General features: G+C 65.5%; 22 protein-coding genes, 1 tRNA gene and 1 pseudogene. 13 read left to right on the forward strand and 11 right to left on the reverse strand.

The features are described 5' to 3' along the window. Positions 1 to 1200 carry an imidazolonepropionase gene (gene hutI, locus ORK51_RS15725; RefSeq protein ID WP_266085708.1) on the reverse strand — a complete coding sequence of 400 codons (1200 nt, stop codon included), beginning with the start codon at positions 1198 to 1200 and terminating at the stop codon, positions 1 to 3. Positions 1201 to 1263: 63 nt separating this feature from the next. On the opposite strand from hutI, the gene ORK51_RS15730 reads away from it, so the two are divergent. Further along, the gene (locus ORK51_RS15730; RefSeq protein ID WP_266085711.1) at positions 1264 to 2640 is read left to right on the forward strand and encodes a formimidoylglutamate deiminase; all 1377 of its coding nucleotides are present in this window, start codon (positions 1264 to 1266) and stop codon (positions 2638 to 2640) included. A 12-nt stretch (positions 2641 to 2652) separates the two neighbouring features. Beyond that, positions 2653 to 3396, forward strand: a complete 744-nt coding sequence (hutC, locus tag ORK51_RS15735) for a histidine utilization transcriptional repressor HutC (RefSeq protein WP_421116700.1) — start codon at positions 2653 to 2655, stop codon at positions 3394 to 3396. 3 nt (positions 3397 to 3399) lie between these two features. Here hutC and ORK51_RS15740 read toward each other — a convergent pair whose 3' ends face one another. From ORK51_RS15740 to ORK51_RS15750, 3 genes are all read right to left on the reverse strand, one after another. Next, positions 3400 to 4431: a restriction endonuclease gene (locus tag ORK51_RS15740; RefSeq protein WP_266085714.1), complete on the reverse strand. Its 1032-nt coding sequence runs from the start codon at positions 4429 to 4431 to the stop codon at positions 3400 to 3402. Positions 4432 to 4705: 274 nt separating this feature from the next. Then, positions 4706 to 5200 (reverse strand): phasin family protein, encoded by a 495-nt coding sequence (locus ORK51_RS15745; RefSeq protein WP_266085716.1) that lies wholly within the window; start codon positions 5198 to 5200, stop codon positions 4706 to 4708. A gap of 99 nt (positions 5201 to 5299) precedes the next feature. After that, positions 5300 to 5575, reverse strand: coding sequence for a polyhydroxyalkanoic acid system family protein (locus ORK51_RS15750; protein WP_019184309.1), 276 nt, complete (start codon positions 5573 to 5575; stop codon positions 5300 to 5302). 121 nt (positions 5576 to 5696) lie between these two features. Between ORK51_RS15750 and ORK51_RS15755 the strand changes: the two genes are divergently transcribed. The 4 genes from ORK51_RS15755 (at position 5697) to aroA (ending at position 10397) form a co-directional block, all read left to right on the forward strand. Further along, positions 5697 to 6497, forward strand: coding sequence for an FHA domain-containing protein (locus tag ORK51_RS15755; RefSeq protein WP_070425432.1), 801 nt, complete (start codon positions 5697 to 5699; stop codon positions 6495 to 6497). 136 nt (positions 6498 to 6633) lie between these two features. Further along, a complete protein-coding gene (gene serC / locus ORK51_RS15760; protein ID WP_266085719.1) occupies positions 6634 to 7719 on the forward strand; it encodes a 3-phosphoserine/phosphohydroxythreonine transaminase in 1086 nt (361 codons plus the stop codon). Positions 7720 to 7770: 51 nt separating this feature from the next. After that, a complete protein-coding gene (pheA, locus tag ORK51_RS15765) occupies positions 7771 to 8967 on the forward strand; it encodes a prephenate dehydratase (protein WP_266085721.1) in 1197 nt (398 codons plus the stop codon). Positions 8968 to 9083: 116 nt separating this feature from the next. Beyond that, positions 9084 to 10397, forward strand: a complete 1314-nt coding sequence (aroA, locus tag ORK51_RS15770) for a 3-phosphoshikimate 1-carboxyvinyltransferase (protein WP_266085723.1) — start codon at positions 9084 to 9086, stop codon at positions 10395 to 10397. Positions 10398 to 10557: 160 nt separating this feature from the next. On the opposite strand, the gene ORK51_RS15775 is transcribed toward aroA, so the two are convergent. Further along, positions 10558 to 11136, reverse strand: coding sequence for an energy transducer TonB (locus ORK51_RS15775; RefSeq protein WP_070470455.1), 579 nt, complete (start codon positions 11134 to 11136; stop codon positions 10558 to 10560). Positions 11137 to 11284: 148 nt separating this feature from the next. Further along, positions 11285 to 11920: an energy transducer TonB gene (locus ORK51_RS15780; protein WP_266085726.1), complete on the reverse strand. Its 636-nt coding sequence runs from the start codon at positions 11918 to 11920 to the stop codon at positions 11285 to 11287. Between the two features lie 112 nt (positions 11921 to 12032). Here ORK51_RS15780 and serS point away from each other — a divergent pair, with 112 nt between their 5' ends. Continuing rightward, complete coding sequence (serS, locus tag ORK51_RS15785) at positions 12033 to 13313, forward strand: serine--tRNA ligase (RefSeq protein ID WP_266085728.1); 1281 nt, start codon at positions 12033 to 12035, stop codon at positions 13311 to 13313. Positions 13314 to 13440: 127 nt separating this feature from the next. On the opposite strand, the gene ORK51_RS15790 is transcribed toward serS, so the two are convergent. Further along, positions 13441 to 13800, reverse strand: coding sequence for an SH3 domain-containing protein (locus tag ORK51_RS15790; protein WP_070470452.1), 360 nt, complete (start codon positions 13798 to 13800; stop codon positions 13441 to 13443). A gap of 381 nt (positions 13801 to 14181) precedes the next feature. Between ORK51_RS15790 and ORK51_RS15795 the strand changes: the two genes are divergently transcribed. Next, the gene (locus ORK51_RS15795) at positions 14182 to 14784 is read left to right on the forward strand and encodes an OB-fold protein (RefSeq protein ID WP_266085730.1); all 603 of its coding nucleotides are present in this window, start codon (positions 14182 to 14184) and stop codon (positions 14782 to 14784) included. A gap of 101 nt (positions 14785 to 14885) precedes the next feature. Here ORK51_RS15795 and ORK51_RS15800 read toward each other — a convergent pair whose 3' ends face one another. Next, entirely contained in the window at positions 14886 to 15467 is a 582-nt protein-coding gene (locus ORK51_RS15800) for an FMN-dependent NADH-azoreductase (protein WP_070425427.1), read from the reverse strand. 126 nt (positions 15468 to 15593) lie between these two features. On the opposite strand from ORK51_RS15800, the gene ORK51_RS15805 reads away from it, so the two are divergent. From ORK51_RS15805 to ORK51_RS15815, 3 genes and pseudogenes are all read left to right on the forward strand, one after another. Further along, positions 15594 to 16586 carry a LysR substrate-binding domain-containing protein gene (locus tag ORK51_RS15805; protein ID WP_019184298.1) on the forward strand — a complete coding sequence of 331 codons (993 nt, stop codon included), beginning with the start codon at positions 15594 to 15596 and terminating at the stop codon, positions 16584 to 16586. Positions 16587 to 16739: 153 nt separating this feature from the next. Further along, a tRNA-Ser gene (locus tag ORK51_RS15810) sits at positions 16740 to 16829 on the forward strand. 110 nt (positions 16830 to 16939) lie between these two features. Further along, positions 16940 to 17557, forward strand: a pseudogene (locus ORK51_RS15815) (DUF6538 domain-containing protein); the annotation flags it as partial. 99 nt (positions 17558 to 17656) lie between these two features. Here the strand turns inward: ORK51_RS15815 and ORK51_RS15820 are convergent. Both ORK51_RS15820 and ORK51_RS15825 read right to left on the reverse strand, forming a co-directional pair. After that, positions 17657 to 18613, reverse strand: coding sequence for a hypothetical protein (locus ORK51_RS15820; RefSeq protein ID WP_266085736.1), 957 nt, complete (start codon positions 18611 to 18613; stop codon positions 17657 to 17659). After that, positions 18610 to 19317, reverse strand: coding sequence for a YaaW family protein (locus tag ORK51_RS15825; RefSeq protein ID WP_266085738.1), 708 nt, complete (start codon positions 19315 to 19317; stop codon positions 18610 to 18612). Before ORK51_RS15825 ends, ORK51_RS15820 begins: the two co-directional genes overlap by 4 nt. Before the next feature lie 431 nt (positions 19318 to 19748). Between ORK51_RS15825 and ORK51_RS15830 the strand changes: the two genes are divergently transcribed. After that, the gene (locus ORK51_RS15830; protein WP_266085740.1) at positions 19749 to 20060 is read left to right on the forward strand and encodes an ArdC-like ssDNA-binding domain-containing protein; all 312 of its coding nucleotides are present in this window, start codon (positions 19749 to 19751) and stop codon (positions 20058 to 20060) included. 282 nt (positions 20061 to 20342) lie between these two features. On the opposite strand, the gene ORK51_RS15835 is transcribed toward ORK51_RS15830, so the two are convergent. Next, positions 20343 to 20924, reverse strand: a complete 582-nt coding sequence (locus ORK51_RS15835) for a hypothetical protein (RefSeq protein WP_266085742.1) — start codon at positions 20922 to 20924, stop codon at positions 20343 to 20345. Between the two features lie 117 nt (positions 20925 to 21041). Here ORK51_RS15835 and ORK51_RS15840 point away from each other — a divergent pair, with 117 nt between their 5' ends. Beyond that, positions 21042 to 21284 carry a hypothetical protein gene (locus ORK51_RS15840; RefSeq protein ID WP_266085744.1) on the forward strand — a complete coding sequence of 81 codons (243 nt, stop codon included), beginning with the start codon at positions 21042 to 21044 and terminating at the stop codon, positions 21282 to 21284. The last annotated feature ends 40 nt before the right edge of the window (positions 21285 to 21324 follow it).

Here is a 21324-nt window from a genome sequence, read left to right on the forward strand (position 1 = left end):
TCAGACGGGTTGGCCGCGCATCACGCGGGCGTGCAGGGGGTTGAAGCCCATGCGGTAGACGAGGTCGGCAGGCGCCTCGATGTCCCACAGGGCCAGATTGCAGTCCAGGCCGACGGCGAGCCGGCCGATCCGGTCCTGGCGACCGAGTGCGCGTGCGGCTTCACGGGTGAAGCCGGCGATGCATTCCTCCACGGTCATGCGGAACAGGGTGGCGGCCATGTTCATCGCCAGCAGCGGGCTGGTCAGGGGCGAGGTGCCGGGGTTGGAATCGGTGGCCAGCGCCAGTGGCACACCCGCCGCGCGCAGTTCGGCGATCGGGGGCAGGGTGGTATCGCGGGTGAAATAGAACGCGCCCGGCAGCAGCACCGCCACGGTGCCGGCGCGGCACATCGCGGCGATGCCGTCGGCGTCGAGGTGTTCGATATGGTCGGCCGACAGCGCACCGTGACGCGCCGCCAGGGCCGCACCGTGCTGGTTGCTCAGCTGCTCGGCGTGGATCTTGATCGCCAGGCCGTGCTGCTGCGCGGCGACGAACACCTGCTCGGCCTGCGCAGCACTGAAGGCGATGTTCTCGCAGAACACGTCCACCGCTTCGGCCAGCCCGGCGGCGGCAACGGCCGGAATCATGACGTTGCAGACCTCGTCGATGTACTCCTGTGCCTCGCGGCCCGGCGGGATCGCATGTGCGCCGAGGAAGGTCGGCACGATCTCGACCGCGCGCTGGCGGCCCAGTTCGCGCGCGACCTGCAGCTGCTTGGTCTCGTCGGCCAGGGTCAGCCCGTACCCGGATTTGATCTCCAGCGTGGTGATGCCTTCGGCGAGCATGGCGTCCAGGCGGGGCAGGCTGGCGGCGAGCAGGTCGGCTTCGCTCGCGGCGCGGGTGGCGCGCACGGTGGAGACGATGCCGCCGCCGGCGCGGGCGATGTCGGCATAGCTCACGCCCTGCAGGCGCTGCTGGAACTCACCGGCGCGGTTGCCGGCATAGACCAGGTGGGTGTGGCAGTCGATCAGGCCGGGGCTGATCCAGCGCCCGCCAACGTCGATGCGCTGGCCCGGCTGCAGATGATCGGCCGAGCCGGCCGCGCCGACATGCACGATGCGCCCATCGGTCGCGGCGATGACGCCATCCTCGATCACGCCCAGCCCCGGGCCATCGACGGTGATCAGGTTGGCGTGGTACCAGAGGGTGTCACAGTGCATGGCAGCAACCACATCGGTGTATATGTCTATACAATATAGGCGCCTCTTCCGGGATGTCCAGTGATGCCAGCCAACCCCGCACCGATCCTCCGTTTCCACGCCACCCACGCGCTGCTGCCACAGGGCTGGGCGCGCGATGTGCGCATCGCCAGCCAGGGCGGCAAGCTGGTCGAGGTGACCCCGGGGGTGCCGGCCGAGGCGGGTGATGCTGCGTTGGCCATCGCCCTGCCGGGCCTGGGCAACCTGCACAGCCACGCCTTCCAGCGCGGCATGGCCGGGCTGACCGAGATCGGCGGCAACAGCGGCGACAGCTTCTGGAGCTGGCGCGAGCTGATGTACCGCTTCCTGGCGCATCTGCAGCCCGAGGCCATGCAGGCGATCGCCGAGCAGGCCTATGTGGAGATGCTGGAATCCGGGTTCACCCGGGTTGGCGAGTTCCACTATATGCATCACGGGCCGGACGGTGCGCCTTACGCCAACCGTGCCGAAATGGCCGAGCGCATCGCCGCTGCCGCCCGTTCCAGCGGGATCGGCCTGACCCTGCTGCCGGTGTTCTATGCGCATGCCGATTTCGGTGGCGCCGCGCCGAACCCGGCCCAGCGCCGGCTGATCCACGATGTCGATGGTTTTGCCGAGCTGCTGCAGGGCTGCACGCGCGCGCTGCAGGGCCAGGACGATGCGGTGCTCGGTTTCGCCCCGCACAGCCTGCGCGCGGTGACCGGCGAGGAACTGTCGGCGCTGCTGCCCCTCAACACCGGCCCGGTCCACATCCACATCGCCGAACAGACCCGCGAGGTCGATGCCTGCGTGGCCTGGAGCGGGATGCGCCCCGTGCAGTGGCTGTACGAACACGCGCCGGTGGACGCACGCTGGTGCCTGGTGCACGCCACCCACATCACCGGGGCGGAGCTGCAGCAGATCGTGGCCAGTCGCGCGGTGGCCGGGCTGTGCCCGATCACCGAGGCGAACCTGGGTGACGGCCTGTTCCCGATGCAGGCGTTCGCGCGCGCCGGTGGCCGGTTCGGTGTCGGTTCCGACTCCAACGTCCTGATCGACGCGGCCGAAGAACTGCGCCTGCTCGAGTACGGCCAGCGCCTGCACCTGCGTGGGCGCAACGTGCTGGCCCCGGGCGATGGCCAGTCCACCGGCCGCTGGCTGTACGAACAGTCGTTGAACGGTGCTGCGCAGGCGCTGGGCGTGACCAGCGGGCTGCAGGCCGACGCACCTGCCGACCTGGTCGAGCTCGATCCCGATCACCCGGCGCTGATCGCCCGCGACGGCGATGCCTTGCTTGACAGCTGGGTGTTCGCCGCACGTAATGGCGCCGTGCGATCGGTATGGCGCCAGGGGCGCCAGTTGGTCCGTGACGGTCGCCACCCGCAACGCGAGGCGGTGGCCGCACGGTTCGCCGCGGCACTTCGACCGTTGTTGAGGGTCTGATCCGACCCTCCCATGCAGGAATCCAGAGTGACGGGCAAGAAAGCAGCAACCCTCAATCAGCGCATCCGCGCCGATCTGGAAAGCCGCATCCTCAGTGGACAGTGGGAGCCTGGCTTCCGCATCCCTTACGAACACGAGCTGATGGAGCAGTACGGCTGCTCGCGGATGACCGTGAACAAGGTGCTGACCGCGCTGGCCGAGAGCGGCATGATCGAGCGGCGCCGCCGTGCGGGCTCGTTCGTCGCCCGGCAGCCGCCGCACCTGGAACAGGTGGCGCTGGAGATCCCCGACATCGCGATGGCGGTGGAAGCGCGCGGGCATGTGTATGGCTACCAGCTGCTGGAGCGCGCCTACCGTCGCCCACGCGAGCAGGTCGCGGAGGAAACCGCCCTGGCCGGCGGCGAAAAGCTGCTGGCGATCCGCTGCCTGCACCTGGCCGATGGCCGGCCGCTGGCACTGGAGCATCGCCTGATCAGTCCGGTCGGCGTGCCGGAGGTGCTGGAGGTGGATTTCGAGACGACGGCGCCAGGCAGCTGGCTGCTGCAGAACGTGTCGTGGACGCGCGCCCAGCACCGGATCAGCGCGTGGGGCGCCGATGACGCGGCCGCTACGCTGTTGCAGGTCAAACCCGGCACGGCATGCCTGGTCATCGACCGCCTCACCTGGCGCGGCGAGCAGCCGATCACCTGCGTGCGGCAGATGTTCCTGGGCGATGCCTACGACCTGGTCGCCCGGTTTTCGCCGGGCGCGCGCTGACCGTCACAGCGTGGTGCATTGCCGCCAGCGGACCGGCTCATCCACGCCGGGGCGCGGGTTGAGCTGGATGCGCACGGTGCGCAGTGCCGGGTAGCGGGTCACTTCCTCGCAGATCAGCGGCCAGATGGCATCGATCTCGCCGGTGCGGTTGATCGCCAGCGTCTGCCGCGTCAGCCAGATGCCGCTGGCCACGCCGGGGCGGGTGGCCACGTTGCGTGACAGTTCGTGCTGATAGCGGTCCAGCGTGGCGTTGTCGGGGTTGGCGTCCATCGCAGCCGCGGGAGCATCGGTCCCCGGGCCTGGACGACCCTCGTGCGCTGCCGCGGGTGGTGCCGGTGCGGCGGTGGGGGCGGTATCGGCCGGCGCCGGGGCCGTTGTGGCGGGCGTCATGGCGGCAGGTTCGGTCGTGGCGGACTCGTCGTCGGCCCATTGCCTTTCCAGTCCCGCGGTCAGCGAGCCCAGCCCGACCATCAAGCCCAGTGTTGCCGCGCCCAGCGCCGCGATGGAAATCCGGCGAATCGCCTCGCGACGGGCACCGGCCTGTACGCGGGACTCCATGTCGCCGGGCAGATACGGCTGCAGCAGCGGCCACAGCAACGGGCCGTCCAGAACCTCGACATTCTGCTTTTCAGCGGCGATGCGGCCATCGCGCTCGACCTTGCCTTCGGTGATCAGGATCCCGCCGCGGGCACCAGCCAGGCGCGCGGCGGCGCCCAGCTCATTCACCGCCGCCGTGCCGATCCGATAAGCGCGCCCGTGCTTGCAGGAGAGCAGCCAGCGCTGCGGGCCGTCGTGCATGAGGAAATCGCTGCGGGGTTGGCGGCTGTCCACGGCCTCATCGGGCACGTCCTGCAGGCCACGCTGCTCGTGCATCGCACGCCGGACGATCAGCGAAAATTCCCGCCAGTGCATGCCGGCCAGGGCATTCAGGCCAAGCTGGGTCTCCTTGCGCTTCCGTTTGATCAGCCAGAAGTAGGCCGTGGCCAGGAACCAGGCGATGAGGGCCAACAGCAGGGCCAGAATCCAGGAGAGCATGCAGGGGGATATGAACAGGGAAGTGCGATAGACAGTTTATATGCGCCTTTGCACGTCAGCGGCGCGTCGTTGTCGCACGCATGGGCATCGGGCGATCACGTCGGTGACGGCCGTCTCACTTTGTGGCGGTGTGGCGATCGAGCGCCCACAAAAAACCCGCCAATCCAGAGCCGTGAGGGGAGGGAACAAACGGCGGCGGAAGCGATTGGCGGGTCGATTTCGATTGTCAACAAAGTCGTGCTGCTTTGCAACAAACGAGGTCGGCTCAGTTCATTCAGGCGTCGGAGGTCGGCGACTGGTGCGTCCCCGGCGACGGATCGGCCGACGGGGAGGCATTGCGGGCCTCGGCGCGGTTGACCCGGGTGTTGAGCGCGTCGATCCGGGCATTGAGCGCGGCCACGTCCTCGGCGGTCGGGATGTGCAGGCGCTTGAGCACGCCCTGGACCCGGTCATCGAAGGCCTTCTCGACCTTGTCCCAGGTGCCGCTGGCCTTTTCACGGGCCTCGCCGAGGTGTTCCTCGACATTGTCGCGCCAGCGCGGCGTATCGCCGGCCTGCTCACGGTTGCGGGCCTCGATGTTCTCGCCTTCCTTGACCAGGTTGTCGAAGACCCGGCTGCCTTCGGCCTGTGCGCGCCCGAAGGCGCCAAGCCCCGCCAGCCAGATCTGCTGGGCCGAATCGGTCAGTTTGCGCGAGAAGCGCTCGGCCTGATCCTGCAGCGAGGGCTTCTCGCCGGGGATGCGATCGTCGAAGTCGTTGGGTGAATTCATGGGGCGATCCTTGTGGGTGGACACCCTTGGATCGTATGCATCGCCGGCTTCAAGCGATGTGATGGCCGGCGCCTGTGCAGCGCCGGGCCAGGTGTCGGTTCAGCCGAGCTTTTCCTGCAGCACGCGCTGGATCTCGCTTTCCACCATGCTTTTCATGGCCGAGAGCAGGAAGCCGAGCTTGGCGGTGACCTGCACCTGGCCGGGCTGCAGCGCGATCGCGCCATCCACGCCGGAGCCGCTGAAGTTCAGCACGTCGCCCACCCAGCTGGACTGCAGGCCGAAACGCTCGGACAGTTTGGCGGCGACTTCTTCGATGGCCTTGCGCGCGTTTTCGGCGGGCAGGGAGTGGGCGTGACGGATATCGATGGTGGACATACAGTCTCCTGGCGGACAACGGCGCGGATTCGGGCGTGCATTGTGCGCATCCTCAGGCACAACTCCAAGGTCTGCGTCACACTTCTTCTTCCCTGACATTCAACCTGCTAGGCTGCGCCGCGTGCAGAACCTGCTAGTCCACTTTACTCAACGCCAACACCCCGACCAGCCGCTGCGGCCCGGAGTGCAGCGCATCGTGCGTCATGCTTCGGGCACTGTCCGGCTTGGCGATGACACTCCCGGCACCTTGTTGCTGGCCCAGTTCTGCCTGGACGACCGCGGCTTGTGGCTGCAGGTCGCCAGCGGCATCCGCGGCATCCACGTCAATGGCCGCCCGGTGCGGCGGATGGCGCTGCTGCGCGCGGGCGACGCCGTCTACGCCGATGGCGTGGAGATGGTGGTGCAGGGCGACTGCGAGGCCGTTGCGCACGCACCGCCGCGCAGCGATGACGGTGGCGATGACCAGCGTCTGTTGCGTGGCGTCGGCGGCCAGCACCACGGGCGCAGCTTCACCCTGGATCGCCCGCGCGTGATCGGGCGCGGGCCGGAGGCGGACATCGTCATCGACGACCCGGCCTTCGCCGAGCAGCACGCCCGCCTTGAGCAGCACGGCGAGCGCCTGCTGCTGCGCGACCTGGGCGCCGGCGAGTCAACCCGGGTCAATGGCGTCACCGTTCGCCACTGCTGGCTGCAGCCCGGTGACCAGCTGGTCTTCGATGCCCAGCACCGCTTCGTGCTCGAGGTGCCGCATGACGGCCGCAAGCGCATCGTGGTCGAGGAAGAAGACGACGGCTTCGAAGCGCGCCAGCGCCCGGAACCGGTGGCCGTGCCCAAGCGGGTGAGCCGCTGGCCGTGGCTGCTGGTCAGTGCGCTGCTGCTCGCGGCAGCGATCAGCGGCCTGCTCTGGTTCGGGGCGAGGTAGTGCCGGCCCCTGGCCGGCAACCAGGCACGCCTGGCGTGGGCCATTAGATTCGTTTGCAACCAAATTCGCCTTGTCCTGCAAGGCCTAAAGGCTGGTGCGCTGCGGCATACTAGGGGTCTTGCCCCATAGGTGTGACATGACGCGCGCGTTCAATTTCAGTGCCGGCCCTGCAACCCTGCCGGAATCGGTCCTGCGCCAGGCGCAGGAAGAGATGTTGGAGTGGAACGGCGCGGGCGCCTCCATTGTCGAAATGAGTCACCGCGGCCCGGAGTTCATGGCCGTCGCCGCCCAGGCCGAGGCCGATCTGCGCCGCCTGATCGGCATTCCGGACGACTACGCGGTGATGTTCCTGGCCGGCGGCGCGACCACCCAGCAGGCCCTGCTCGCGCTCAACTTCGCCCAGCCCGGCCAGACCGTGGATTACGTGCTCACCGGGCACTGGGGCAAGACCGCGATCAAGCAGGTCAGCCCGTATGTTTCGGTCAACGTGGCTGCCAGCAGCGAGGCCAACCGCTTCCACGACATCCCGGCACGCGCCAGCTGGCAGCTCTCCGACGATGCCGCGTACGTGCACATCACCGCCAACGAAACCATCCACGGCGTCGAGTTCCGTGACACTCCCGACGTGGGCACGGTGCCGCTGTTCGCCGATTTCAGCTCGTCGATCGCCAGCGAACCGCTGGATGTCAGCCGGTACGGCCTGATCTACGCCGGGGCGCAGAAGAATCTCGGCCCGGTCGGCGTATCGGTCGTGATCGTGCGCCGCGACCTGCTCGAGCGCAGCGGCCAGCCGCGCGCGGACATCTTCGATTACCGCTCGCATGCCGCCCGCGATTCCATGCTCAACACCCCGCCGACCTGGAACTGGTACCTGGCCGGCCTGGTGTTCCAGTGGATGCTGGCCGAAGGCGGCGTGGAAGAATTCGCGCGTCGCAACGCGGTCAAGTCGGGCCTGGTGTACGAGGCGATCGACCAGTCCGGCGGCTTCTACCGCAACAACGTGGTGCCAGCCGCGCGCTCGCGCATGAACATCCCGTTTTTCCTGCCCGACGACACGCTCAATGCCCGTTTCGTCAGTGAATCCAAAGCCGCCGGCCTGCTGGCGCTGAAGGGTCACAAGGCGGTCGGCGGCATCCGTGCCTCGCTGTACAACGCCATGCCGGTGGAGGGCGCGCAGGCGCTGGCCGCCTTCATGCGCGATTTCCAGCAGCGCAACGGCTGACGCGTTCGTTTTCCCCGGGGCGCCTGCCGCCCCACCGCAATTGGAACCCAGATGGCCACCAAACCCGCCAAGCCCAAGGCCGCCAAGCCGGCGCCGACCACGCCCAAGGCTGCTGCCCCCGCGAAGAAGGCCAAGGCCGCCAAGCGTGATACCGCGCCGGCCGTTGCCGCGCCCGTGCTGTCGGACGTGCGCGCCAAGATCGACCATATCGACCGCAGCATCCAGGCACTGATCGCCGAGCGCGCCAACTTCGCCCACCAGGTCGGCAAGGCCAAAGGCAAGCTCGCCGCCGCCGTGGATTACTACCGCCCCGAGCGCGAAGCCCAGGTGCTGCGCATGGTGGTGGACCGCAACGAAGGCCCGCTCAGCGATGAAGTGCTGGTCCACGTCTACCGCGAAATCATGTCGGCCTGCCTGGCCCAGCAGGAGCCGCTGAAGATCGGCTACCTCGGTCCGGAAGGCACCTTCAGCCAGCAGGCCGTGCTCAAGCACTTCGGCCGCTCGGCGCTGGGCCTGCCGCTGGCCAGCATCGAGGAAGTCTTCCAGGAAGTGGAAGCGGGCAATGCCGATTTCGGTGTAGTGCCGGTGGAAAACTCGGGGCAGGGCACCATCCAGATCACCCTGGACATGTTCCTGACCTCCAACCTGAAGATCTGTGGCGAAGTGGAACTGCGCGTGCAGCAGTACCTGATGTCGCGCAGTGGCCGGCTGGAAGATGTCGAGCGCGTCTACGGCCACCCGCAGTCGTTCATGCAGACCTCCTCGTGGCTGCGCGCCAACCTGCCCAAGGCCGAGAAGATCCCGGTGTCCAGCAATGCCGAAGGTGCGCGCCGCGCCCGCAATGCCGATGACGCCGCGGCGATCGGCGGCGAGAGTGCCGGGCATGTGTACGGCCTGAAGAAGGTGGTGACCAAGCCGATCCAGAACGATGCGGACAACACCACGCGCTTCCTGGTGATCGGCCGCAACATCTTCCCGACCTCCGGCCACGACCGCACCTCGGTGCTGGTGTTCATCCACGACAAGCCCGGCGCGCTGTTCGATGTGCTCAGCCCGTTCGCGCGGCATGGCATCAGCATGAACCGGATCGAGTCGCGTCCCTCGCACAACGCCAAGTGGGAGTACGGCTTCTTCATCGACCTGGCTGGCCACGTTGACGACGAGGCGATGCAGGCGGCCCTGGCCGAACTGAAAGCCCACTCGGCGCAGATCAAGATCCTCGGCTCCTATCCGGTCGCCGTGCCCTGATCCGAACGGCGTAGCCGCGCTGCGCGCTACGCCCGCCCGGTGCCCGCACGGGCACTGCGGCCCTTCCGCACACCGTTGCATCGCCGCTGCGGCGGCCCCGCCCCATAGGATTTCCGATGACTGCATCTCCGTACTGGATCGCCCACAAGGGCCAGCCCCTGCAGGGCAGCCTGACCATCCCCGGCGACAAGTCCGTCTCGCACCGTTCGGTGATGTTCGCCGCGCTGGCTGATGGCGTGTCGCGCATCGATGGCTTCCTGGAAGGCGAAGACACCCGCGCCACCGCCGCGATCTTTTCGCAGATGGGTGTGCGCATCGACACCCCGTCGCCGTCGCAGCGCATCGTGCATGGCGTGGGGGTGGATGGCCTGAAGGCGCCGAGCGCACCGCTGGATTGCGGCAACGCCGGCACCGGCATGCGTCTGTTGGCCGGGCTGCTGGCCGCGCAGCCGTTCGATTCGGTGATGGTCGGCGATGAATCGCTGTCGCGCCGTCCGATGCGCCGCGTGACCGGCCCGCTGGGCGAGATGGGCGCGAAGATCGAGACCGAGGCCGATGGCACGCCGCCACTGCGCGTGCAGGGCGGGCAGACGCTGCGCGGCATCGCGTTCGCCTCGCCGGTCGCCAGTGCGCAGGTCAAATCCGCCGTGCTGCTGGCCGGGCTGTATGCCGAGGGCGAAACCTCGGTCATCGAGCCGCACCCGACCCGCGACTACAGCGAGCGCATGCTGCGCGCGTTCGGCGTGGATATTGACTTCTCGCCTGGCAAGGCCCGCCTGCGCGGTGGCCAGCGCCTGCGCCCGACCGATATCGTGGTGCCGGCCGATTTCTCCTCGGCGGCGTTCTTCCTCGTGGCCGCCAGCGTCATCCCGGGCTCCGAACTGCGCCTGCGCGCGGTCGGCCTCAACCCGCGCCGCACCGGTCTGCTGGCCGCGCTGCGACTGATGGGCGCGGACATCACCGAAGAGAACCATGCCGAGCAGGGTGGGGAAGCGGTGGCCGATCTGGTGGTGCGTTACGCGCCCCTGCACGGCGCCGAGATTCCCGAAGCGCTGGTGCCGGACATGATCGATGAGTTCCCGGCGTTGTTCGTCGCCGCGGCCGCCGCGCAGGGCAACACCGTGGTGCGTGGCGCGGCCGAGCTGCGGGTCAAGGAATCGGACCGCCTGGCCGCGATGGCGACCGGCCTGCGCACGCTGGGCGTGCAGGTGGACGAGACCGAGGACGGCGCGACGATCCATGGCGGCGCGGCGCTGGGCAGCGGCACCATCGAAAGCCATGGCGATCACCGCATCGCGATGGCCTTCGCCATTGCCGGCCAGCTCAGCACGGGCGAGGTGCGGGTCAATGACATCGCCAACGTAGCAACCTCGTTCCCGGATTTCGATGGTCTGGCGACCGGCGCAGGTTTCGGGCTTCGCGCCGGCTGAGATAATGCCGGGTTCTGCCGCTGCTGCGTCCAGATGTCGGGTATGCGTGGTTGCCGGGCAGCGCGCGGCACTACCTTGACCTGGCGTCGTCGCAGTACTTCACGGAACAAAAAAGGGAGGCCATTGGCCTCCCTTTTCGTTTCCGCCTCAGTGCATCAGGTTAGCGCTCGGTGCGGAAATCCACGGGCACGCGAACCACGCTGGCGACGGCGCGGCCGTTATGCATGGCCGGCTCGAACTTCCAATCGCGCACGGTGGTCAGCACCGCACGGTCCAGATCGCGATCACGCGTACCGCTGCGCTGCACGATGTTGGCGTCGGTCACCTGGCCGCGGGTATCCACGTTGAGGCTGGCCACAACACTGCCCTGCACGCCGCTGCGCAGCGCCGTACGCGGATAGGCCGGCTTGGCATTGCTCGCCAGCGGGCGGGCCTCACGATTGCGCACGGCCGGGGTCGCCTTGCGCTGCTCGGTAGCCGGAGCCGCTTGGCGCGCCGCCGGGGCCGGCGTCGTCGCCACCGGTGCGGTCTCGGTGGCGGGCAGCATGCGCTGGCCGACCGGCGCGTCGTTGGTATCGCCCGGGGTGGCATATCGCAGCCACACCAGCGCAGCGGCGAACATCGCCACGATCAACGCCACCCACAACCAGGGTGACGTACGGCGATTGTGGGGCTCATCGATCACGTCGCGCTGGTGCTGCGGCGAGCGGGGCATGTCCGGGGCATGGGTAACACTCATGGCTGACTCCTGGTGTCGATGTGACACCCGCAGTCTTGCGCGTACCCGGTTGTGGATGTGTCAGCGCACCGTCAACGCGACGACTGCATTGCCATCAAGGTTCAGTTTGCTGAGCCGTTGCAAAATCACCGCGTGATGCGGTGATGAATCACTGCGGAGTGAAGTCGAACGGTACTTCCAGGCTGCCAGGTACCGGCACACCATTGCTCTGCGCCGGCTGGAAGCGCCAGCGGCGCACTGCATCGGACGCGGCACGATCAAGGTCGCGTGAACCGCTGCGCTGGATCAAGGTCACGGCCGAGGGATAGCCGGTGGCATCCACATCCACGCGGACCACGACCGTGCCGCGATCCCCCCGGCGCAGTGCGGCGGGCGGGTAGCTGGGCGGCGGCGACTGGTCGGCAATCGGCTGCGGGCGGTCGTTCGGTGCCATCGCCACAGGCGCAGCAGGCGCGGCCGGTGCAGCGGGCGCAGCCGGCGGCGGCGGTGGGGCGGTCTCCACCAGCTGCGGCTTTTCTTCATTGGCCGGCGGCGCCTTGGCGTCGGGCATGTCGCTGGAGCCGGCCGCAGCGGCCAGCGGCTCGGGCAGGGGCTCGACCTCGGCCACCTGGGCAGGGGTCTGCGCGGCGGGGTCGGCCTTGTAGAAGCCGTCCTTGCGGCTGCTCAGCCACACCACCAGGAACAGCAGCACGCCCGCACCGAAGGCGATCGCGGCGATCTTGAGGCTGCGGCGGGGCAGCTGGAAAGTGATGTTCTTGCCAGAAGTCGAGCGGGAAGCAGACATGGGGCATACCGTATGGATCACCGCGATTCTGCCACGCCCGGGATGAACCGGCGGCAGAAAAACGCATAACAGGCGATAATCCCCCTCCGAATCCGTAGACCCCTCTGCCGCCATGCTCGATCCAGCCCTGCTCCGCCAACAGCCCGCCGACCTTGCCGAACGCCTGCGCTCCTCGCGCGGTTTCGAGCTGGATGTCTCCGGGCTGGAGTCGCTGGAAGCCGATCGCAAGCGGATCCAGGTGCGTACCCAGGAGCTGCAGAGCCTGCGCAACAGCCGTTCCAAGGCCATCGGCCAGGCCAAGGCCAAAGGCGAAGACGTCTCGGTGATCATGGCCGAGGTGGCTGCGTTCGCCGATGAACTGAAAGCCTCGGAACTGGCCCTGGATGTGCTGCGCGAGAAAATCGAAGCGATCGCGCTGGGCATCCCGAACCTGCCGGCCGAGGATGTGCCGGCCGGCAAGGATGAATCGGAGAATGTCGAGCAGAAGCGCTGGGGTACCCCGCGCGCGTTCGATTTCCCGGTGCTTGATCATGTCGAGCTGGGCGCCCGCAACCGCTGGCTGGATGGCGAGACCGCGGCCAAGCTGTCCGGCTCGCGCTTCACCGTGCTGCGTGGCCCGATCGCGCGCCTGCACCGCGCCCTGGCGCAGTTCATGCTCGACCTGCATACCGGTGAGCACGGCTATGAAGAGACCAACGTCCCGACCCTGGTCAACGCCGAGTCGCTGCGTGGGACCAGCCAGCTGCCGAAGTTCGAGGACGACCTGTTCAAGACCGCCGTGGGCGAGTCCACCCGCTATCTGATCCCGACCTCGGAAGTGCCGCTGACCAACATCGTGCGCGATGAAATCATCGACGCCGAGCAGCTGCCGCTGCGCATGACCGCCCATTCGCTGTGTTTCCGCGCCGAAGCCGGCAGCGGCGGCCGCGACGTGCGCGGCATGATCCGCCAGCACCAGTTCGAGAAGGTGGAACTGGTCGCCGCCTGTACCCCTGCGCAGAGCGATGAAGAGCACCAGCGCATGACCCGCTGTGCCGAAGTCGTGCTGGAAAAGCTGGGCCTGCCCTACCGCAAGGTGCTGCTGTGCACCGGCGACATGGGCTTTGCCGCCATCAAGACCTACGACCTGGAAGTGTGGCTGCCCTCGCAGGACACCTACCGCGAAATCTCTTCGTGCTCCAACTGTGGTGATTTCCAGGCGCGCCGCATGCAGGCCCGCTGGCGCAACCCGGAAACCAGCAAGCCCGAACTGCTGCACACGCTCAACGGTTCGGGCGTGGCGGTCGGCCGCGCGATGATCGCGGTGATGGAGAACTACCAGAACGCCGACGGCAGCATCACCGTGCCGGACGTGCTCAAGCCCTACATGGGCGGGCTGGATGTCATCGGCTGATCCGGTGCTGTGACGCGTGTAAAAAACCCGCCGGAAGGCGGGTTTTTTGTTGGTGCTTCGGTAGAGCCACCCCATGGGTGGCTTCCGTACCGGTCATGCATCACCTGCAGCCATCCATGGGGTGGCTCTACCCGTCCGTCATCGGCGCCAACACGCCCAGCGGCACCCAGCCGGACGTGGTGCCGCCAACCAGCTCGCACCACACCCAGCTGTTGAGCTCGCGCTCACCGCGCACGTGTTGACCCACATCCACGTCCAGTTCGCGCGCGCAGTAAGCCTCGGCCGCCATCGCATCCCCCTGCGCGTTGCGGCCGATCACCTGCGCCGGTACCCAGCCGGCGGCCTGGCCCGGCGTCTGGCACAGATACCAGTTGTCCCAGCCTTCGGGCCCCTGGTAGCGCTCGCCGACCTGCAGCGGATCGCCGGGCTGCAGGGTGATCGGGTGGGGGAACTCGCTGCGGTGGGTCTGGATGACGCGGTAATCCATGCGGAATCAGCCATGTGTAAAGAGCCCCCAGCTTAGCGGCCATCGCCGCGACGCTGCAGCGTTGATTGCGTCAGCGATGCGGCTTCCAATGAGGAAGAGAGACAGGTCAGAAACCGCCGTGATGAAATGTAGGAGAGGTTGGTAGCCGAGTGGGCGGCACTCGGCGTGGAGGGCCGCAGAGACGGCAGGCACGGGGTTTCGCGGATGGAGCATCCGGTGGGCGACCCATACGGCCCGCACGTGGTGGTGTGATCGATGCCCATTTCCTGCAGCACACAGCGGACAGGCTGGGCACCGACATCTACTTCCACAGGACGCACGGTGACTACAGCGGCTGCACCCCTCCCATCCTCCAATCCCGCCGGCATCACCGCATGGCTGATGCTGGGCATCGCCTGGCTGTGCTTCCTGATCCCGTTTCCGGGGCTCGGGCTCATCCTCGGCTGGCCGCTCAATCTGGTGGCCTTCATCCTGGCGGTCGTGGCGATGGCCAAGGGCGGCGCCGGCAAAGGCATCGCCCAGCTCCTGCTGTCCCTCGTCGCCTCCCCGCTGGTCTACCTCGTGGGCGTCGTGGTGTTCGCCGGCACCGTCAGCGCGATCGGTCAGCCGGCCCTCGATGCCCAGGCCAACGCGGACAAGGGCCGCCAGCAGGACATCACCGTCGCGCCTGCCGCGCCTGTCCCGCCTGTCGAAATCACCGCGCGCCAGCTCTATCGGGACTACGAGGCCAATGAGGTCGCCGCCGACGTCCTCTACAAAGGCAAGCGGCTGCTGATCACCGGCGAAGTTGCCAGCATCCAGACGGATCTGATGGATAAGCCGCAGGTGCAGCTGAAGGCCGGAAGCGTCGACCAGGTGATGATCTCCGGCCTCTCCAGGGAAGAGGCCGGCGCGCTCGGCAAAGGCGACACTGTGCTCGCGGCCTGCACGGGCAACGGCATGATCCTGGGATCACCGATGACGCGCGACTGCGAACTGCAGTAAGGCCGAGCCGCGTCCCAAAAAGATGGCCCCGGGAGGGGCCATCTCTGCCACACCCACACCGTCACGACGAGGGGGAGGGAACGGTGTGGGTCCTGCGTGGATCAGGCTGCGGCGAGTTCTTCCGGCTGCGGCAGCGCGGCCAGGGCCTGGGCAATCGCATCGGTGCGGTGCTGAGGCGAATAGGCGATGCCCTCGGCCCGCACGAACTCGACGTTGTCGATGCCGAAGAAGGCAAAGACCTGGCGCAGGTAGGGGTCCTGGAAGTCGGTCGGGGCACCGGTGTGCAGGCCGCCGCGGCTGCTGGCCACGATCACGCGCTTGCCGCCGGCCAGGCCCACCGGGCCATTCTCGGTGTACTTGAAGGTGCGCCCAGCCACGGCCAGGCGGTCGATCCACGCCTTGAGGGTGGAGGCGACGCTGAAGTTGTACATTGGGGAGCCGATGACCACCACGTCGGCGGCCAGGAACTGCGCCAGCACCTGCTCGGCGTCAGCCACTTCGGCCGGATCGGACTGGGCCAGGGACGAGCTGCGCAGGTGCGGGACCGGCTGGGCATCGAGGTCGCGGTAGCTCACTTCCAGACCCGGCACCTGGTCGCGCCACTGCTGGACCACGGCGGCGGAGAGCTGGCGGGAAACCGAGTTGTCGCCAAGCACGCTGGCGTCGATGTGAAGAAGCTTCATGGCAATCACCTGTTATCTGGGGAGGGGCGGGGCAAGGCGCCGCCGACGGAGATCAGGTTAGGTTGTTGCCTGTTTGGAATAAAGGTGGTTGAATACCACGTATTGTTCTATATCTGGAACTTCGGTATGCAAGACCTCAACGACCTCTACTACTTCGCCATGGTGGTGGATCATGGTGGCTTCGCCGCAGCAGAACGCGCGCTGGGCATCCCCAAATCCCGCCTGAGCCGCCGTATCAGCCAGCTGGAAACCGACCTCGGCGTCCGCCTGCTGCAGCGCTCCACGCGCCGCTTCGCGGTGACCGACGTCGGCACCAGCGTGCATCGCCACGCGCAGACCATGCTCGCCGAGGCTCAAGCCGCGCGTGAGGTGGTGGATCGCCTCAGCGCCGAGCCGCGCGGCCTGGTGCGCGCTAGCGTGCCGGTCTCGCTCGCGCAGATGCAGCTGCCCAAGCTGCTGCCGATCTTCCTGGCGCAGTACCCCAAGGTGCGGCTGCAGCTGAACATCAGCAACCGCCGCGTGGACATCATCAACGAAGGCTACGACGTCGCCCTGCGCGTGCGCTCGCGCCTGGATGACGATGGCAGCTTGGTGATGCGCAGCTTTGGCCAGGTGCAGGAACTGCTGGTGGCCAGCCCCAAATACCTGGATCGCGCCGGCCGCCCGAAAGACCCGGACGAACTGACCAACCACGTCACCCTGAGCATCAGCGAAGACGAAGCCCGTCAGCGCTGGGAACTGCACGGCCCGGAAGGCGCGGTCCGCCGCGTGGACCTGCAGCCGCGCGTGGCGGGTTTCGATTTCCCGCTGCTGCAGAGCATGGTCAAGGACGGGTTCGGCATCACCATGCTGCCGGAAACCGTCTGCGCCGACGCCGTGCGCAACGGCGAACTGGAAGTGGTGCTGCCGGACTGGTCGCTGCCGCAGGGCATCTGCCATGCCGTCTTCGCCTCCCGCCGCGGCCTGCTGCCGGCGGTGCGCGTGTTCATCGACTTCCTGGCCGAGCACCTGCCGCCGCAGCTGGAGGCCTCGCGCCTGGATTGCGGTGGCGCGTGCGAGCGGGCCAAGGAGAAGATCAAGGCGAGTGCGCTGGGTGCCTTGGCGGTGGATGCGGGCTGAGCCCGACAGCCGGCGGGTGGGCAAATCCCACCTGAAATGCGAGAATGCGACCCCCGGCCCAAGCCGGGGAGCCATGCCGGACGGGGCGATCCCGGACCGGTTGCCCGGGTTGCAATGACCGGGGCACGCGGGGCGCGGAAGCGCTACCGATACGGAGAGATGGCCGAGCGGTTTAAGGCACCGGTCTTGAAAACCGGCGAAGGGTCATTCCTTCCGTGGGTTCGAATCCCACTCTCTCCGCCAACCCTGAATAAGTGTTTGTTTTGAAGCAACATTTTTCAGGCTCTTGAAGGGCGGCTTGGGGCACAAATCGGGGCACAACTCCGACGCGATTATCACGCTATCTCACTCGCTCTTCCGCTGGTCGCTACCAGTTTCGCATGCGCATTCCGACGGACATGCGCGGCATCGTCGGCAAACGTTTCGTCAAGCGTCCCCTGAGCATCCGCCTGCCTAGCGCGAGAGTGGCTGCCTTGGCCATTGCACAGCGTTATCCTCAAGCATTCGATGCCATCAGGGATGGGGGCATGACCAAGAAGGGACTAACGGTTGAGGATGTTCTGCGCAGCGTCGCGGAGAACGGCTCCAGGCGTTATGAAATTGACTTGCCGGGCTTCCGTCTTCGGACCACGGATGCGGCCGACCATGCTCGAGCAATGGAAGCGCTGGAAGAGATCGGCAAGTTCCACTTCCGTGATGGAAGTGCAGTTCCGGCGGCGACTGGGCCAAAATCGTTGGAATCAGCAGCGGTGCAGTCCCTGCCAGCTGAGACGATCAGTCTGGTCGATGCGAAGCGAATCTGGCAGGACAAAGTCGCCGCCGAGAACATCGAGGTCAAAACAGTCGGCATCAAACTGCTTCCCGTGACGGAGCTGATCGAGTTCTTGGGCGCCGAGCGCGAGCTGCACACCATCACGCGGCCTGAGATGGCTCGCTTCTACGACCATTTGGCCAAGCGCGGGTTACAGTGATGCTCAAACTGGCATGAAGCCGGTAGGTGGGGGTGCGAGCTGAGGGTGAACGCGAAAGCAGGAGAGGCCAAGGCAGACCTTGACCTCCCCAAGTGCCAATCAGGCAGCCACAAGCCTGATTTCCGCGGATTCAGAGGCCTGCTCGAGGAGGCCGCGACGACGGATTTCCAAGTCGATGACGTCGGCTTGGTAAGCCAGCGCCGGGACCATCTCCTTGCCAGACTTCAAGAACGAGGTGATCTCGCTGAAATCGGTCTTGCGTACCTGTGTTGCAACTTCGCTGCCAAGCATTGCTTCGATGCGCTTGGCGTTGAGGGCGCTCATGGTCTCGGCCAGATTGACGAGCGATGCTTTTCCATAGTCTGGAGAGCCGCTCTTCAGTTGAACATGAGTCAAGCCAAGTCCAAGGTGGATCAAGCGTTCCTGCAGCAACTGGATTTCGCCGAATCGATCCAGATTGCTGCTGCCAATGGGCGCATGACGCTCCAGTATGAGCTTGGTGAACTCGTATTCCTCGTGGAACCTGGGGATCAACGTCCGGAGTTGATGCGTATCGCCCTCACCACAGAACTGTTGGGCGGACAGAAGTAGAGAGCGGAACCTTGCTTCATCGTTCAGCAGGCTTCTCTCGTGCACCTCGCCCACCAAGTGAAGTGTCCGCGCGATGCCTTCAGACTGCTCTTGTATCTGGGTGCTGATCTTGTTTAATTTCTTGCATACGACCACGAAACCGGCTGTCGTGACCGCAAGATTCAATCCGGTCATGGCCAAGTTCGCGACCTGTAGGCCCTGCAGAACATTCATGCTCTGCTGGAGGCCATCCATTCCGGCTTGGATACTAGTCATTCCCTTGGATAAGGTTGATTGGAGCTCTTGAAGTCGCTGCTGTGTCTGGAGCGCGTCTCCTGGGAAGATCAAATGGCCTACGATCTGTCCTCCTCTGCCGGTGCCGGCTGCGTGGCGAATGACGCCGCCATGGAGTGTATAAGTGCCATCGGTCAGCTTCGCCAACACGTCGGGAAACTCGGGCAAAGCCCGGGAAAGGTCGGGATTCACTTGCATGCTTGAAGAGCCTCGCGGTAGGCAGCTAGGTCCGAATCGAACTGGCGGCGACGGATGATGGCGATCTGAAGAACCGCAGGTGTGGTAATGCGGTAAGCCGGCGTCGCGGCTTGAGCAGCGGTCACCCCAACCGCAGCGGCAGCCAGCGGGGCCAGTACGAAGGGGGCGGCACGAACGCTGAGCAGTCCCATAATCCCAGATGCACCGCTGTTCGCTATGGCGCCCAAGGCCGATCCAGCCTCTTTAATCATTCCGTCGATGGTTGGCCGCATGAGATCCGCCAACTGTGCACCGCTTTTCTTGGAGACATCGACGGAGACGTCCTTGAAGGCCTTCTTCACCGCCTGGCTCAACGCGATTTCTTCAATATCCCATGATGCAAGCCCGCTGGAAGGTTTTCCGCCCAACTGCTTGGCCACGTCCGATGCCAGTTCTTGATAGGACACCCCGCCTTTGCGCACGGCATTCACAAGGGTATTGCCACCAAATGCCGAGATCTCTCCAGCAAGGAGTTCCGAAATATCTTGGAGACGGCTTCGCTCCTTACAGGCCAGAATCTGAGACTTGACCGAGCCATCCAAGGCGACTCGGCCTTTGCCAAAGTCGGTGATGAGATCAGCGAGCACATTGAGATCGCCGGATGAAGCACGTGAAAGCAAATCGGGCAGCTCCCGATCGCGCGGAACAACCAAATCCATGTTTCCCCCTGTATCCATCGCTAATCCTGGCCGTCTGAGGCCAAGCGAGGCCAGTATCTCCGGCCTCAGTCTCGATTCTAGCGAATAAATTGCCCTGTAGATCGATTCAAGGCTTGCCAAATCCCCATCCTGTCGCATGCTGAAACCATGACCTCTTCCGATGCCTTCGTGGACGACAGCATGAACCGCCAGGATGCTCTGGCGGCCTCCCCCGTTCCACCGTGCAACAAACCCCGGAGGCATCCGCGTGCAGCTTCAGGAGGGCGACACAGACCCCCGGACCGGTTTGACCATCGACCGAGTCTTGGCGCTGCTGGACAACCTATTGGAGCAGGGACGCGCCGTCATCGTTCACGATCGATGTTTCCAGCCTATAACCCCCTTCGCGTTGCCGACAGGCGCCTTTCCTTGCCTTCCAGGAGAGCCTGTCCGTGTCCGATACCACTCCAAACGAAAGCTTCCTTCAACGCCACTCCCGCGACGTCGTCGAACGCTTGATCCGACAGATGGAGGAGGGCACAGGTCCCTTCCTCAAACCCTGGGACGCCCGCGTGGACCTCGGGTTGCCGATGAATCCGACCGCCGGCAAGAGCTGCCGGGGCGGTAACTTGCTCCATTTGTGGGCCTTGCAAAGTGCCTGGTACGGCCAGGAAAACCGGTGGATGACTTACAAGCAAGCCGCGGCCGTGGGCGCTCAGGTGCGTAAAGGCGAGAAGGCCAGCGTGATTGAGTATTGGGATTAGTCACCGGTCGAAGAGACCAAGAAGAGCGGGGACCCAGAGCTCATCGGCAAGGCCCGCCCCAAGGTCTTCTTCTCCCGGGTGTTCAACGCGATGCAGCCATCCAAGTCTAGGGCGGCCACTCAGTGTGTGTTTTCCAAGCGGTAATAGCTACCTGCTGGTCGAGCGCTTACCCCAAATAGAGACGAGGCACGCCTGAAGGGCCAGTGCCAGGCTCTGCTTCTTCTTGCGTGGATCATCTGTTTATTTGGGGAGGGCGATCAATGCTGAACACGGTGCCGCGGATTATTTCAATAGCATCTTCCAGTAGCCCTTAACTTTCTTGCAAAGAAGGGTCCAAGTGGAGCTGTCACTGGCTTGATTCAATATCGGTCGGGCGTTCGGTTTAATTTGATGGGGTTGTCCTCGTAGTCCAGCCTTTTGTCTGTCAAAAAGATGTTGATAGAAATTATCTACATCTTGAGCGGCTGTCAGGATTGGAGTATGAATCACTTGATGTTGTTGGGCAGCAGTGCCGTCAAAATACATCGTAGAGTTGAGCTTGAAGCAGAGTGGGCCTACGGGGTCGAAAATGTCATTCCCGTCCAGATCAATCCATGAATGGAATTCCGGTTCTTCTTCCATGGTTCGGTGTGAAAAGGCAATGATGTCGGCGGAGTGTTTGCCGATGGTTTTTGAGCCCTCCCGTTCTATCGTCCCAATGACGATATGGGCCTTCGGATATGTTGCTCTAATCTGCTCGATGATGTGTCGGCAAGCTGGAAGGCAGTTGTTGTTCAGAGTGCATGCCCAAGTCCTATCGTTGTAGCAGGCGATCTGCGCTTTGTTATACCAAGCTACTTTTAATTCAATGATTGCGTCGCCCAATGCCGTGTCCAGGTGGTTCGCCGAGGGTGGTTTGGAATATATGCCCCTAAAGGATGCTTGCCAACTGTTGGATTCAAGGTTTCTGTTCGCGCCTCAATCGCTGGACGCCATGCTGGCATGGCCCTGACCTTCCCCGTCTTGATCGAGACCGCGCGAACCTTCCGCCTCACTGGCCCGGCCATCGAAGCGGGCACGGTGGCCAAGACAGCGACCGAGACCACTCAGGTGGGTTACGACGGGGTGCTCTACCTGGAGCGGCCGCGCCCCGGCCAGACGGTGGACTTGGAAGGGGTCTGCAAGGCCCAGCTGCCTGCGGTCCTTGGGGCTGCGCAAACGATGGCCGAGGTGGCTTGCCTGTGATCTGCCAAGCCTTGGAACACAAAGGGTTGAATCGTCTCAG

Origin of the sequence: Stenotrophomonas sp. RIT-551 (assembly GCF_026241915.1) — a bacterium.
GTDB lineage: Bacteria > Pseudomonadota > Gammaproteobacteria > Xanthomonadales > Xanthomonadaceae > Stenotrophomonas > Stenotrophomonas bentonitica_A.

What these genes read in the sequence shown, in the direction of transcription:
- serC (WP_266085719.1), top strand. Translation starts at nt 6,634, where the DNA reads ATGACGCGCGCGTTCAATTTCAGTGCCGGCCCTGCAACCCTGCCGGAA.
- ORK51_RS15840 (WP_266085744.1), top strand. Translation starts at nt 21,042, where the DNA reads ATGGCCCTGACCTTCCCCGTCTTGATCGAGACCGCGCGAACCTTCCGC.
- ORK51_RS15790 (WP_070470452.1), bottom strand. Translation starts at nt 13,800, where the DNA reads ATGGATTACCGCGTCATCCAGACCCACCGCAGCGAGTTCCCCCACCCG.
- aroA (WP_266085723.1), top strand. Translation starts at nt 9,084, where the DNA reads ATGACTGCATCTCCGTACTGGATCGCCCACAAGGGCCAGCCCCTGCAG.
- ORK51_RS15825 (WP_266085738.1), bottom strand. Translation starts at nt 19,317, where the DNA reads ATGGATTTGGTTGTTCCGCGCGATCGGGAGCTGCCCGATTTGCTTTCA.
- ORK51_RS15745 (WP_266085716.1), bottom strand. Translation starts at nt 5,200, where the DNA reads ATGAATTCACCCAACGACTTCGACGATCGCATCCCCGGCGAGAAGCCC.
- pheA (WP_266085721.1), top strand. Translation starts at nt 7,771, where the DNA reads ATGGCCACCAAACCCGCCAAGCCCAAGGCCGCCAAGCCGGCGCCGACC.
- hutI (WP_266085708.1), bottom strand. Translation starts at nt 1,200, where the DNA reads ATGCACTGTGACACCCTCTGGTACCACGCCAACCTGATCACCGTCGAT.
- ORK51_RS15800 (WP_070425427.1), bottom strand. Translation starts at nt 15,467, where the DNA reads ATGAAGCTTCTTCACATCGACGCCAGCGTGCTTGGCGACAACTCGGTT.
- hutC (WP_421116700.1), top strand. Translation starts at nt 2,653, where the DNA reads ATGCAGGAATCCAGAGTGACGGGCAAGAAAGCAGCAACCCTCAATCAG.
- ORK51_RS15780 (WP_266085726.1), bottom strand. Translation starts at nt 11,920, where the DNA reads ATGTCTGCTTCCCGCTCGACTTCTGGCAAGAACATCACTTTCCAGCTG.
- ORK51_RS15740 (WP_266085714.1), bottom strand. Translation starts at nt 4,431, where the DNA reads ATGCTCTCCTGGATTCTGGCCCTGCTGTTGGCCCTCATCGCCTGGTTC.
- ORK51_RS15775 (WP_070470455.1), bottom strand. Translation starts at nt 11,136, where the DNA reads ATGAGTGTTACCCATGCCCCGGACATGCCCCGCTCGCCGCAGCACCAG.
- ORK51_RS15750 (WP_019184309.1), bottom strand. Translation starts at nt 5,575, where the DNA reads ATGTCCACCATCGATATCCGTCACGCCCACTCCCTGCCCGCCGAAAAC.
- ORK51_RS15795 (WP_266085730.1), top strand. Translation starts at nt 14,182, where the DNA reads ATGCTGGGCATCGCCTGGCTGTGCTTCCTGATCCCGTTTCCGGGGCTC.
- ORK51_RS15730 (WP_266085711.1), top strand. Translation starts at nt 1,264, where the DNA reads ATGCCAGCCAACCCCGCACCGATCCTCCGTTTCCACGCCACCCACGCG.
- serS (WP_266085728.1), top strand. Translation starts at nt 12,033, where the DNA reads ATGCTCGATCCAGCCCTGCTCCGCCAACAGCCCGCCGACCTTGCCGAA.
- ORK51_RS15805 (WP_019184298.1), top strand. Translation starts at nt 15,594, where the DNA reads ATGCAAGACCTCAACGACCTCTACTACTTCGCCATGGTGGTGGATCAT.